This window comes from Micromonospora sp. H33, assembly GCF_052068455.1.
GTDB lineage: Bacteria > Actinomycetota > Actinomycetes > Mycobacteriales > Micromonosporaceae > Micromonospora.
Map to the genome: position 1 here is coordinate 1 of NZ_JBQHDE010000027.1, position 12,213 is coordinate 12,213.

General features: G+C 68.4%; 12 protein-coding genes and 1 pseudogene. 7 read left to right on the forward strand and 6 right to left on the reverse strand.

Annotated features, from left to right (window positions below; genetic code table 11):
- Window positions 1-225: 225 nt before the first annotated feature.
- A complete protein-coding gene (locus ACTMS0_RS28835; protein ID WP_441158423.1) occupies window positions 226-612 on the reverse strand; it encodes a hypothetical protein in 387 nt (128 codons plus the stop codon).
- 437 nt (window positions 613-1,049) lie between these two features.
- On the opposite strand from ACTMS0_RS28835, the gene ACTMS0_RS28840 reads away from it, so the two are divergent.
- The 3 genes from ACTMS0_RS28840 to ACTMS0_RS28850 all read left to right on the forward strand — a co-directional run bounded on the left by ACTMS0_RS28840 (window position 1,050) and on the right by ACTMS0_RS28850 (window position 3,652).
- The gene (locus ACTMS0_RS28840) at window positions 1,050-1,874 is read left to right on the forward strand and encodes a transposase family protein (protein WP_441158433.1); all 825 of its coding nucleotides are present in this window, start codon (window positions 1,050-1,052) and stop codon (window positions 1,872-1,874) included.
- A 378-nt stretch (window positions 1,875-2,252) separates the two neighbouring features.
- Complete coding sequence (locus ACTMS0_RS28845; protein ID WP_441158424.1) at window positions 2,253-2,807, forward strand: peptidoglycan recognition protein family protein; 555 nt, start codon at window positions 2,253-2,255, stop codon at window positions 2,805-2,807.
- Window positions 2,808-2,896: 89 nt separating this feature from the next.
- Window positions 2,897-3,652, forward strand: a complete 756-nt coding sequence (locus tag ACTMS0_RS28850; RefSeq protein ID WP_441158425.1) for a GH25 family lysozyme — start codon at window positions 2,897-2,899, stop codon at window positions 3,650-3,652.
- Window positions 3,653-4,124: 472 nt separating this feature from the next.
- Here ACTMS0_RS28850 and ACTMS0_RS28855 read toward each other — a convergent pair whose 3' ends face one another.
- From ACTMS0_RS28855 to ACTMS0_RS28865, 3 genes and pseudogenes are all read right to left on the reverse strand, one after another.
- Window positions 4,125-5,972, reverse strand: coding sequence for a CocE/NonD family hydrolase C-terminal non-catalytic domain-containing protein (locus ACTMS0_RS28855; protein ID WP_441158426.1), 1,848 nt, complete (start codon window positions 5,970-5,972; stop codon window positions 4,125-4,127).
- A gap of 46 nt (window positions 5,973-6,018) precedes the next feature.
- Entirely contained in the window at window positions 6,019-6,405 is a 387-nt protein-coding gene (locus ACTMS0_RS28860; RefSeq protein WP_441158427.1) for a hypothetical protein, read from the reverse strand.
- Between the two features lie 271 nt (window positions 6,406-6,676).
- A pseudogene (locus ACTMS0_RS28865) lies at window positions 6,677-7,256 on the reverse strand (SulP family inorganic anion transporter); the annotation flags it as partial.
- Here ACTMS0_RS28865 and ACTMS0_RS28870 point away from each other — a divergent pair.
- Both ACTMS0_RS28870 and ACTMS0_RS28875 read left to right on the forward strand, forming a co-directional pair.
- Entirely contained in the window at window positions 7,245-7,538 is a 294-nt protein-coding gene (locus ACTMS0_RS28870) for a DivIVA domain-containing protein (RefSeq protein ID WP_441158434.1), read from the forward strand. The pseudogene ACTMS0_RS28865 and the gene ACTMS0_RS28870 overlap by 12 nt on opposite strands.
- Window positions 7,535-7,795 (forward strand): hypothetical protein, encoded by a 261-nt coding sequence (locus ACTMS0_RS28875; protein WP_441158428.1) that lies wholly within the window; start codon window positions 7,535-7,537, stop codon window positions 7,793-7,795. The genes ACTMS0_RS28870 and ACTMS0_RS28875 overlap by 4 nt, the downstream gene beginning before the upstream one ends.
- Window positions 7,796-7,835: 40 nt before the next feature.
- Here the strand turns inward: ACTMS0_RS28875 and ACTMS0_RS28880 are convergent, their stop codons facing one another.
- A complete protein-coding gene (locus ACTMS0_RS28880) occupies window positions 7,836-8,180 on the reverse strand; it encodes a hypothetical protein (protein WP_441158429.1) in 345 nt (114 codons plus the stop codon).
- An 838-nt stretch (window positions 8,181-9,018) separates the two neighbouring features.
- On the opposite strand from ACTMS0_RS28880, the gene ACTMS0_RS28885 reads away from it, so the two are divergent.
- Together ACTMS0_RS28885 and ACTMS0_RS28890 are read left to right on the forward strand one after the other, a co-directional pair.
- Window positions 9,019-10,767 (forward strand): amidohydrolase, encoded by a 1,749-nt coding sequence (locus tag ACTMS0_RS28885; protein WP_441158430.1) that lies wholly within the window; start codon window positions 9,019-9,021, stop codon window positions 10,765-10,767.
- A 216-nt stretch (window positions 10,768-10,983) separates the two neighbouring features.
- Entirely contained in the window at window positions 10,984-11,334 is a 351-nt protein-coding gene (locus tag ACTMS0_RS28890; RefSeq protein WP_441158431.1) for a hypothetical protein, read from the forward strand.
- Window positions 11,335-11,414: 80 nt separating this feature from the next.
- Here the strand turns inward: ACTMS0_RS28890 and ACTMS0_RS28895 are convergent, their stop codons facing one another.
- Window positions 11,415-11,642: a hypothetical protein gene (locus ACTMS0_RS28895; RefSeq protein ID WP_441158432.1), complete on the reverse strand. Its 228-nt coding sequence runs from the start codon at window positions 11,640-11,642 to the stop codon at window positions 11,415-11,417.
- Between the last annotated feature and the right edge of the window lie 571 nt (window positions 11,643-12,213).

Sequence of the window (12,213 nt, forward strand, 5' to 3'; positions counted from 1 at the left end):
GATCGACGGTGGCTGCTCTCGTTCTCCCGCCGCCTCACGCCGCAGCTCAGCCAAGGTCAACATCCCCGGCTGGAGTACTAAACGGCCCGACTTTGAGTCGCACGTGAAGGCTTGCGTAGATAGGTCGAGACGCCTCATTGAGGCGATATGGGCCGGTTTGAATCGTAGAGAAGTCTCTCAACTAGACACGCGCACCTTCCATCCAGACGCATGGTATGTGAGGGGTCAGCATTTCGCGGTTATTCCGGCTGATATACCCAATTCTCGGCATGTCTTCCAGCCGCAGCCCAGCGCCTCGCCCGGGCGCAGCCCGCCCTCCCACATCAGCTCCAGTAACGCCCGGTCCCGGCGGGTGCGCAGCACGCCCAGCAGCGCCGCGTACGTCTCGGCCGACATCGGCCTGGGCAGCGCCTCGACGGTCTTGACCCGCAAGGCCCGGCGCACCGGCCGTTGCGGACGCGAGGTCATCAGCGGCGCACGCGGTCGGCCCGGCACCCGGGCCGCCGCCTGGTCGGCGACCGTCACGATCGGGTTGTTGCCACCGCCGTACCGCTCCACGACGTCCCGGCGGGGGTAGATGATCGGCCGTCCACGCCCGGTGCCGGCGGGCACGTGCGGGGCCAGGATCCGCCATTCGGCGTCGGTGGTGTCGGACGGGTAGTACCGCGGCCGGCCGGTCGGCAGGTGATCGGCAACGGCGGCCTGCGTGGCGGGTGCGGCGACGCCGGCGACAAGGTATACAGACAGGGTTGGGCCTTCGGTCGTGCTGGTTTAGTCACCTTCGCTCGTACCGAAGGCCCTTCCCCATATCACGCCACCACGCCGGGTACCGGCACGATCATCGATCTCGCACCCGACCCGGCGGTCGCTCGAAACCCTTATTTACCAGGCTCTTACGATCTCGTGCGCAATAGGACGGTCGTTGACGATGATCCACCGTAGGTGATGATCTTCTGGTGTCGATCCGGTGGGCTCGTCGTGTGTTCAGCCATCCCGCGTTCACCGGGATCTCCCGCCGACATCTGCACCTCCTGCGGGGCGAGCTGCGGATGGCGTGGTTGGCTGGGCGAGAGGGTCGGTTGCACGCCCGTCGCGGCGGCCACCGGCGGCGGGCTGCTGGCGCCGGTCGGCGGTTGACGCTTCGGTTCACGGACCGGCTGGTGATCACCCTGGCTCATCTGCGTCTGGGTGTGCCGCACGAAGCCCTGGCGGTGGCATTCAGGGTGGACCGCTCGACCGTGACCCGGGCGATCGGTCAGGTCCGGCCGTTGCTGGCCGGTCGAGGATTCGCCCGCCCGAGCGGAGTCCGCCTGCGGACTCTGGCCGACGTGTTCGCCTACGCCGCCGCCGAAGGTGTGACGCTGCGGTTGGATGCCACGGAGATCCGGGTCCGCCGCCCTCGCGTCGGCCGGCCTGGCCGCAAGGCGTTCGTGTCCGGCAAGGTCAAGCAGAACACGATCAAGGCCACGGTCGTGGCCGATGAGTACGGGGCGACGCTGTGGTGCGGTGGGCACCGGCCGGGCCGGATGCACGACACCACCGCCGCCCGCGTCGAGGGCATTGATGCCCTGCTGGACGCCTACCCGCAGGTGACGGTGCTGGTCGACGCCGGCTATCAAGGTCTGGCCAAGACCCACCCCGGCCAGGTCGTAGCGCCGCCACTGAAACTCCGCCCTGGCGCACCACCGGCACGTCAGACCGTGTGGGAAGCCGAACGCAAACAGCAGTCATCACATCGGATTCCCGTCGAGCACGCCATCGCCGAACTGAAGTGGTGGCGACAACTTCAACGCTTCACCGGCCGCCGTGAACTGTTGCCCGAGACCATCGACGCCGTCGCCGGGCTGGTGTCCGACCGCATGATCACCTGGTAGCTGAAGCGCATCACCGCAGCTCACGGCCCTACCCAATTGCGCACGAGGTCGTTAGCCGGCGCTTACTCCCATCGCAGCGCCTTCCCCGTCTCGGTGTCCCCGGCGCGGGCTGGCCGGCGAGCAAACTGAGGGGACAACGTCGTCTCCGTTTCCTGTCGAGTCGGGCCGTACCGACCGCATCCGGTCGGCACGAAGCTTTTCTTCGATCTCCCCGCGCCGTACGGTAATTACATACGTCGATGAAGGGGCGTGGTGGTCGTGGACCGGTTCGGGGTTGTCGGACGACGCGGGCTGTTGCGAGGGATGGGTGGGCTGGCAGCAGGCGCTATCTTCGCGCCAACTGGCGCGCTCATCTCAGCCGAGACAGCCCGAGCGGCGGTGGTTGAGCCCCGTGTCTACACCCGAGCGGAGTGGCGGGCGTTGCCGCCGACAACCACGATCCGCTACCTGGACCGGCAGCCGGACCACATCGTCGTTCACCACACTGCCGGCGACAACACGACCGACTACTCCCTGGCGGCGGCGTTCCGCCACTCCCGCTGGATCCAGGACCTGCACATGGCCAACGGGTGGGGCGACTCCGGCCAGCAGTTGACCATCAGCCGGGGCGGGTACGTGATGGAAGGCCGCCGGTACAGCCTGCGCGCCATCTATGAGCGGCAACACGTCAGTGGCGTGCAGACCGCCAACCACAACGACCACACGATCGGCATTGAGAACGAGGGCATCTACGTCACCGCCACGGTGCCTACCGCCTTGTTCAACTCTCTCGTCACCACGTGCGCCTGGCTGTGCCAGACCTACGGTCTCGATCCGTACGCCGCGATCGTCGGACACCGGGACTACGTCAGCACCACCGTCTGCCCTGGGGACCGGCTGTACGCCCGGCTGCCGGAACTGCGTCAGCGCGTCGCCGCGGTCCTCGCTGCCTGACGCGAGAAGGGCCTTCGAGTCTCCGGCGATCCAGCGAATCCCGCTACAACGACGCATGTCCAACTGACATGCCCGGTCAGGAGGTAACCATGGCGCATCCGGTCCATCCCCCGCTCGTCCGCCGGCTGCTCGCCGCCGCGCTCGCTGCCACCACGGCCACCGTCGGGCTGGTGACGGTAACCGAGGCCCCCGCCCTGGCTGCCACCACCGCTGGCATCGACGTCTCCCGCCATCAAGGGACGATCAACTGGACCAGCGTTCGCAACGCCGGCATCGAGTTCGCCTTCATCAAGGCCACCGAGGGCACCAGCTACAAGGACCCGAACTTCAACACTAACTACGTCAACGCCTACTACGCCGGCGTCATCCGCGGGGCGTACCACTTCGCCCTGCCCGACCGCTCCAGCGGCGCTACCCAAGCCAACTACCTGGCCAGCAACGGCGGCGCCTGGTCAGCAGACAGCCGCACCCTGCCCGCCGCCCTCGACATCGAGTACAACCCCTACGGACCCTCCTGCTACGGGCTCAGCCAATCAGCGATGCGAAGTTGGATCGCCGACTTCCTCAACGCCTACCGGGCCCGCACCGGCCGCTACGCCGTCATCTACACCACTACCAACTGGTGGACCACCTGCACCGGCAACTGGAGCGGCCCCTGGGCCAACCACCCGCTCTGGATCGCCCGCTGGTCCACCAGCCCCGGTACCCTGCCCGCGGGCGCTCCCTTCTGGAGCTTTTGGCAGTACACCGCCACCGGTCGCGTCTCGGGTGTCAGCGGCGACGTCGACCGCAACTACTTCAACGGCGACCGCAGCCGACTCATCGCCCTAGCCAACAACACGTGACAGCACGACCCGTGCCCGCCAGACCGACACCCCACCCCGGGACTGGGCGGGCCGAGTCAGCCGCAGCCGTGGATCCAGATCCAGCCGACGAACCAGTGCCGAGCGGTGACGGCCAACTCGCACGCGGCTGCTCGCGGCGTTGATCCGGGTCGAGCTTGACCTGTGTTGACGCCTGACGCCTGACGCCTGACGCCTGACGGCGCGAGGGCCCGTGCGAGGAGAAGACCACGTACGAGAAGCACGAGGCCGACTGGCGGGGCCGCTGGCACGTGCTGGAGTTGTACGCCGCCCGGCCAGCGGACGCGTTGAGCATTTCAACGACTCCGTCGTAGTCGCCGCGCCCTCGCCGTAGCGCAGGAACTTCACCCGGTCGACCTGGATCGGCCGCGTCCACCGCCCACGCTGCGCCGGTGCTGTCCGCCGCACCCCGGCCATGTGGGTCTGCTGTCTGGTCGACGCGCGCGCAACGCCATCACTTGCGCACGGGCACGGTGAGCTCGAGGTTGTTGAGCACCAGGGTGGCGGGCTGGTTGTCCGTGCGCCAGGTCGGTGTGTCGGTCGCGGTCAGTTCGAGCTTGAGCCGGTGCCCGGTGGGCAGTCGCCAGCCGGTCGGCCACAGCTGGCTGGTGACCGGTTGCGCCAGCCCAGTGTTGCCGGTGATTCGATAGACCGCCCTGGTTATCAGGGTCTGCGTGCCGGCGGCCGGGTCGACATCGAACAGTCGAGCCGCGAGTTCGGCGTCCGTGCCGATGAGCGTTGCCGTCACGCGTACCACCGGGGCGCCGATGAGGGTACCGGCGGCCGGCGGGCGAAACGTCCAGGCGGCCACCCCAGGGTCGCTGCGGACAGTGCTCGTGCGGCAGCCCGAGTTCAGGATCGGGTCCAACCCCGCCGACTCGGGTCCGGGCACAAACGTGTTCGTGATCGTGACCCGCGGGTCGTCGCGGAACGTCCACACGCCATTCGCGAGGTCGGCAAGCCGATCAGCCGAAAAGCTGCCGCCGTCTTGATCATCCGTGCACTGGACGGCATTCAGGGTGACCTTCGGTGCCGTCGGCTCGGCGCTGGCGAGAATCTCGTTCAGCCACCGGTTGGCAGCGTCATTGGCCGTACGCCACGTGTCGGCCGGATTGCCGGCATAGGAGTGGCCGACGTCGCCAAAGAAGGTCCAAACGGGGTAGCCCCGCCGGGCGGCCTGCAGCTTGGCGAGCATCTGGGTGGCCTGGATGCCGGGGAACAGCGGGTCGGTCAGTCCCTGGATGGCGTAGACGGGCACCTGCGCGGACGCCGCCGGCACCGGCATGGAGTAGGCGGAGCGGAACCGCTCCAGCTCCCCGAGCGCTTGGGCCACGAGCGGATTCGTGTGGTAGGGCTCACCGGCAGTGATGGCGGCGAACCAGCCCGGCAGGTTGGCGCTCGGATCGTCCGCCGCGTACTGCGCGCTGCTCTGGCCAGCCGCGTAGAGACCGTCTACATAGGACTGCTTGGCTACCCCGATCGGGTCCTGATGCGGCAGATCGGCCGCGGTGCCGGACAACCCGTCGGCAGCCCGGCCGTTGTCGACCAGCGCCTGGGCGAGGTCGGTCCATCCGAACTGCGGTACGGCGGCGGCCAGCCGGATCGGTGTTCCCCGCGGTGAGGACCACGGACGAGTCGTGCCGTCGGGCTGGAGGACTTGGCCCTGCGCCATGGCGAGCAGCCATGACTGACCGGCGCCGTACGAGCCGCCGGTGACCACGATCTGGGCGGGCCTGGCGACGCCGGCGTCGACCAACAGGCCGGTCAGGTGCTGGGTATCGTGGACCTCCCAGCGCCGGTCCGACAGATGGGTCCAACTCGCCCGACCCGCGCACCGCGGATCGGCGGCGTACGTGTAACCATGCGCCGGATCCTGGCCGCAGGAGCGGCCGAAGCCGCGGGCGGTGTAGTTGAGCACGGCGAACCCGTGGCTGGCAAACCAGGCGTTGTTCCAGTGCCAGGTGTTCGTGCCGTTGCCGGCCAGCGAGGTGGACTCGTAGTCGTCCTTGGAGCCACCCCAACCATGCAGCATGACCATCAGCGGAAGCGGGCCGGGCACGCCGACGGGGATGGACACGTCGGTGTCCAACGGTGTGCCGTCGAAGGTCTCTACTCGCCCGGAACATACGACATATGCCTTGCCGCCGATCGGTGCAACCTGCCCTGCGAAGGTCAGGCCCAATGGGCAACCGTCGACGGCCCGCGCGGCCGTCGCGACAACCGCGATCCCGCACATTGTCAGGATCGCCGCGAGCAGCGCGCCGGCCCGCCGCCCTGGACCACGATGTCGACCTTTGGACATGCTGCCACCTGCCGTTGTCGTCGGGCATCGAACCCTGCTGCTAGTGCTATCGGTGGCCGCAGGCAGATCGTAACCGCTTCTGACGACTGAGCAAGGGTTGCGCATGGTCAACCGATGGCCCCGGACGGTATTGCGCGTTCTGGTTCTCCGCACCCGCGATGCCGGTGCCGCAGCGCGGCCGCGACCTGCGGTCGAGCAGTTCGCGGCGGCAGGTTAGATCCACCGTTCCATGACCCACGTTCATGCGGGGCGTCCGCACACCGGTGAGGACGACCTTGATGCCGGTGTCGGCGAGGATCGTCTCGAACAGCTCCGGGTACTTGCCGTCTCGGTCGTGGATGAGGAAGGGGGCGGCATCGCGTCCTGTAGGTCCATGATCCCGTACGACTCGGACCAGTTCTTGGTCCTTACGGCTCAGGCGCTCTTGGCGCACTCGACACAGGCTCGCGAAGCTGCGGAGGTTATCGCAGCAAGTTCCGAACGCTGTCAGTAGAGACTCTGGGCATCCGCTTTTCGGCAAGTCCGTGCACCGCCGGCTGGCAGGCCAAGCCCTCGGCTTCACATACCGTGACCGGCGTGACCCCGGGGCTCAGAAGGGTGGGTCGTCGGTAGGGCTGGTGGTGGCGACGCGGCCGGGCTGAGGCAAGGGATGGGATGTCGCGGCTCGTGGGGTGGCAGCGGGCGCCGATCCGCCGATCGAAGCTCGCGCCGGACGCCTTCACGTTGATCATCATCTGGCCGATCATCGCGCAGCCGCCCATGCCGCCGAAGAACCCGGTGACGATGTTAGCCACGCCCTGACCCCAGGACTCGCGGGTCCTGTTGGAGTGCGTGTCGGTGATGTCGTCGACCAGCTTGGCGGTCATCAGCGACTCCATCAGGCCGACCAGCGCCACCCCGAGGGCGTAGGGGGCGATCAGGGCCAGGGTGTCCACCGTCCACGGGATCTGCGGCAGGCCGAGGGTCGGCAGGCTGTCGGGCAGCGCGCCCTGGTCGCCGACGGTGGGCACGGCGATGCTGGCGCCGACGGTGATGACGGTCAGCACGATGATCGCCACCAGGGGGAGCCGGGACCGCCCGGGTGAGGTGGGGCAGTCCGACCATGATCGCCAGCGCCAGCGCGACGAGCGGGTAGACCAGCCACGGCACTCCGAGCAGGAACGGGACCTGCGCGGCGAAGATGAGAATGGCCAGGGCGTTGACGAAGCCCACCATCACGCTGCGCGGGATGAACCGCATCAGCTTCGCCACCCCGAGCACCGCGAGGAGCACCTGGATCACGCCCGGCGTCAGCGGTCGGTCCTCGGGCCGACCTGTTACCGCTCGGCGGCCTCGCTGCGGCCGTGGCAGGTGCGCGAGCGGCGGTTCCGGTCGGCGCCGCTGGGCCGGCGTGGGCTGGACCCGCAGGAGATGGGGGAGTTCCTCGATCGGGTCGCCGGTGACCTGGCCGCCGTCTACGACGCGCTGGCGCGCAGCCGCCGGGAGACGGAGCGGGTCAAGGACGCGCTGCGCCGCTGGCAGTCCGAGCAGGCCCGCGCCCGCAACGAGCGGGGGTACGGCCGGTGACTGAGCGCGGGATCATCCATCTGCCCGCCGCCGCGGGCGACCTGCTCTCCGCCCAGCGGCTCGCCCGGGTGGTGGCGCACTGGGCGCATGTCCTGCCGCAGCTCGACCCCGGCGGGACCACCGCCTCGGCCGAGGACAACCAGAACGTACGCCACTGGGTCTTCTGCGACCGCATCATGCCCGGCGGCCAGCGCTGCCTGCTCTGGCCCGACCACGACGGCGAGTGCTCACACCGTCCACCCCGTTCCCGCCGCTGATCATGGATTTGACCCGGGGCGGCTGAACCAACTGTCGGCGTCAGAGTTCCGCGACCATGGTGAACTGGTAGTTGCCGGGGCCGACTGACCGGTCGAGGGTACGGATGACTCGGTCGGGGTTGTCGTGCGGACCCTGCTGAAAGTACGGCGTGCCGTTCCGACCGAAGGTGATCCGGCTCGGCGGCTCCCAGGTGCCGAGGTGCGGCGCGGCGCTGTAGAAGTCACGGTGCGGGTCGAAGCCGAGGCCGCGAGCGTAGTCGGCGGCCCCGAAGACCAGGTGGCGGGCGAGGTCGAGGGGGGCCTCGACCAGCCCCGACCCGTACGCCGCGAAAAAGTCCTCGATGAAGTACCCCAGTTCCTCCGGCTCGGTGGTGGTCGGCGGCACCGCGTTCTTGACGCCCGAGGCAGTAGGTGTCGACCAGGAACCCGCAGACGGTGACCGCATCGCCGTCCGCGCGGGCGACCACGACACCGGTCAGCCCGGCACCCGTCGCCATCGATGGCAGCTTGTCGTCGTCAATCCAGTCGGCCGGCCGGTCGGCGATGCTCAGGCCGTTGCTCCACTGCCGGCTGATCCAACAGCCCGCCAGCGGCAACTCCGAGGGGTGGACACGGCTCGGCCGTACGACGTCGACGCCCCGCACGAGACGGGTGACCACCGCGCGGGTGACCCCGAGCTCCCGGGCGATCTGGTTGGGTGTCCTGCCGGCGGCACGGAGAGCCTGCGCCCGCGCCTTCAACTCGTTCGATTCCACCCGCGCCACCCTGGTGCCGCCCTGACCCAACGTCAACGCCGCCACGCGCCGGCCGATGCCGGGCGCCAACGTGCGCTGTTGTTCACGGAGGGCCAAGACATTCAGAAGTCTCTCCTTCGTCGACATTTGCCGTGTCAAGGGGTTGACATCAAACGATCTATATTGTTAGCTCTGAACTACTGCTCAAAGGGCTTTCAGCAGGTCCTACCGAGCAGAGAAGAATCGAGCTGACGACGAGCCCACCCAATCACCCTCACTCCTGCCACGTGCCATTTCCCCTGCCGATGGCACGGCGCTGCGTTTCGCTGCTGAGCTGCCAACAGTCACTCACCAAGACACTTCCCCGATCGCCCGCGTACATTGCCGAACCGTTCGACGAACCTGCCTACGATCGCGTTTCCCCATTTACCAATTCGGTGATCCGTTGTCTCGTGCTGTCCGTCAGCCATAGTTCGAGGAGTACGCCGTATGTGCGACACTGACCACCTTTCATCCTCTGGCTACAGCCGCCGCGACCTGTTGCAGATGCTCGGCGTCGCCGGCGCCGGAATGGCGGTGGCGCCCGCCCTCGCCGCCGATCCGGCGATGGCTGCCGCGTCGGACCTCGCGCTCGACCCGAAGACCATGCCCACCGACTTCATCAACTACGAGCCGCCGACCGATCTGGCGGTCGACTCGCAGGCCAAGGACACGGCGATCTCGTGGATCGACCGCGAGTCCGATGGCATCGTCGGCCTCAACGACCGGATCTGGGAGTTCGCCGAGCCGTCGCTCGCGGAGTGGAACTCCTCGTGGGCCGAGGCCGAGTACCTGCGGGCCAACGGCTTCACGATCGAGTGGGGGGCAGGCGGTATGCCTACTGCCTTCGTCGCCACCTTCAGCCACGGCAGCGGCAAGCCGGTGATCGGCTTCAGCGGCGAGTACGACGCGCTGCCGGGGCTGTCGCAGGAAAAGGGCAACCCCGAACACTCACCCCTGGTCTACAACCACGACCCGTACGCCCCGACGTACGGGTTCGGGCACGGATGCGGGCACAACGCCCTCGGCGCGGCGGCGGCCGGTGCGGCCGCGGCGACGGCAGCGGCCATGCGGGCCCGCAGACTCGACGGCACGATCAGGTTCTTCGGTTCCACCGCCGAGGAGCAGCTGGTCGGCAAGTCGGTGGCGGTGAAGGCAGGTGTCTACAAGGGCCTGGACGCGTTCGTCGACTGGCACCCAGGCACCGGCAACAGCACCAGTTGGGGCTCAGGCAACGCGATGTACAGCATCGCCTTCCACTTCCTGGGTACTGACGGTCACGGCGGTTCGCCACTGGGGACGAGGTCGACGCAGGACGCCGTCAGCGCGATGTCGATGCTGACCGAGTTCCTGCGGGAGAGCGACATGGCGCACACCGCCCGGATGCACCACGCGATCCGGCAGACCGGCCAGGCCCCGAACGTCTTTCCCACCCTGTCGAGCATCTGGTACTACGCGCGAGAGGGCAGCCCGGCGCGCGCCAAGATCCTGATGGACAAGATCATCAAGTGCGCGGAGGCCGCCGCCATGGCCACCGGCACCCGGCTGGAGCACCGCATCATGGGCGGCGTGTGGAACAAGCTCGGCAACAAGCGCGGCGCCGAGCTCATGTACGCCAACATGACGCAGATCGGCGCCCCGTCGTTCTCGGAAAAGGACCAGGAGTTCGGTAAGGCGCTGCAGAAGTCGAACGGGTCGGCCGAGACCGGCTTCTCCACCAGGATCAGCACACTCCAGCCGCCCGCGCCGGTGTTCATGGGGGGCGGCTCCACCGACGTCGCCGACATCAGCTGGCAGGTACCCACCATCTCGATGGGCACCGCCCACCAGCCGGGTGGCACCAAGAACCACTCCTGGCACCACACCGCCACCGGCGCGGCCCACGCCGGTCACGTGGCCACGCTCATCGCCGCCAAGTACCTCGCGGCCACCACGATCGACCTGCTCACCCAGCCGAACATCCTGGCGGAGATGAAAGAGGAGTTCGCGCGCCGAACTGAGAAGATCAAGTGGACGAGCATGCTCCCCGACGACTACCAGCTTCCGCTGTACGAGCCACCGGCGTGGTTCCTGCGGCGCACCCGGCAGTCGTGGCCGCCGAAGGGCGTCCAGTGGCCACCGCGCCGAGTCGTCTCAACGGAGACCTCCCCGGACCTTGGCCCGGTGCTGCCGCCGTCGAACCTGCCCCCGCTCGAATAGAAGTAACCCGTCAAGCCTCGCTGCTGCCAGCCCTGCCACTCGAAGTGGCAGGGCTGGCTGTCGACGATCGACCCCGGCGGCAGCAGGACCGAGCGCCGCCTCGGGCAGGATGGGCACCGTGCACGGGATCGACTTGCGGACTTGTTCAGACGCTGTGCACCGACCTGGACAGCGGGTTGGAGCAGGTCCGGGCCCGCCTGGCACGTGCTGGCCACGGTGAGTCTCCTTCTGGCTGCCGCACTGGGCTACGCCGCCACCGACTTGCGGCCCTGGGCGGTCGCGACGGCAAGCACAGCGGCGTTCACCGCGTCCGCCGTCGCGCAGATCCTGCTCACTGCGCAAACCACCACCCACGCCACGGCCGACGCCTGCGGCGGCGCCACCGGCCTGCTCACCCTCACGATCTTCTTCGGCGGCGGATGCGGCGCTGCGCTGTGCGTAGCCCTGTGGCAAACCTGCGGGCCGACCGCCGCGCTCACTGCCACCGCCATGGTGCCGGCTGTCGGCGGAGCCTCAGCCTGGCGACGGCGCACGACCACCGATGAGCCACGGGTCGCTCGGCCGTGAACAGCATCCGAGCTTGAAACCTGGCCTTCCCCGCCACAGCGACGATGTGTCGATGACATATTCGGCGGTCGCTCCGCCAGTCACCGCCACATGGCCGTCGGCAGGACCTTCAAAGCACAGCGCCACCGCCATACGGCCTGGTGCACTGCGGCGAACAGCGCGACGGCGATGCCGATGCCCGGCACCTCACGCCGTGCTGTTTGCCCCCAGAACGCCTGCAGCCGCAGCGCCGATCGCGGCGAGCACAGCTGGCCACAGCGGTCCTCGCGGTGAGCGCCGCGGAGGAGCGAAGCGCCATTGTTGACCATGTTGCGGTCTTCTCCTCTTTGCAAGTGGAACGGGGATTGAGCGGAGGCGAGGCATTGATCTGTTCTCTGAGCTCGGGCTTCGGGTACCGCGCCATGCACGGCATCTGCCCGAGGCTTCGTGGCAGATGCCTTCCACGCCATCGGCCCGCCGAGGCCCGGGCGTGCCGGCGCATACGCGACCGCCTGCTCGCCGGTGACGCCGCGAGTGCCACCCGCCAGCTTTTGCTGGTGGCCCCTGGCAGGCCGGCGACCCTGATGACGGCCAGCCAGAAAATCTCTGCTGAATCGGCTAGAAATCCTCGGCAGCACGCGCTACTCTTCTTCAGGTCGAGAACAGAGAGCCACCAAGACGCAGACGGACCGCCCGGCCGTGAGGTCACGACGGGCGGCGGGGGAACGGGGCGTGTTTCACCGTTCCTCCCGAGGCAGTAGGAGCACGTCAGTCCCGACGTGATGCGCGACGGGGCACCGCAGGTGGGGCCAAGGCTCTTTCGGGGCTCCAGCTGATGTTCGCCGTACGTGTACGGGGCCAGGAAGTCGCGTGGGCTCCGACACCGGCGGACCGCACGTC

Bases quoted from the DNA above. Each gene is read 5' to 3' on its own strand.
- ACTMS0_RS28840 (WP_441158433.1), top strand. From the start codon at position 1,050: ATGGCGTGGTTGGCTGGGCGAGAGGGTCGGTTGCACGCCCGTCGCGGC.
- ACTMS0_RS28850 (WP_441158425.1), top strand. From the start codon at position 2,897: ATGGCGCATCCGGTCCATCCCCCGCTCGTCCGCCGGCTGCTCGCCGCC.
- ACTMS0_RS28855 (WP_441158426.1), bottom strand. From the start codon at position 5,972: ATGTCCAAAGGTCGACATCGTGGTCCAGGGCGGCGGGCCGGCGCGCTG.
- ACTMS0_RS28885 (WP_441158430.1), top strand. From the start codon at position 9,019: ATGTGCGACACTGACCACCTTTCATCCTCTGGCTACAGCCGCCGCGAC.
- ACTMS0_RS28895 (WP_441158432.1), bottom strand. From the start codon at position 11,642: ATGGTCAACAATGGCGCTTCGCTCCTCCGCGGCGCTCACCGCGAGGAC.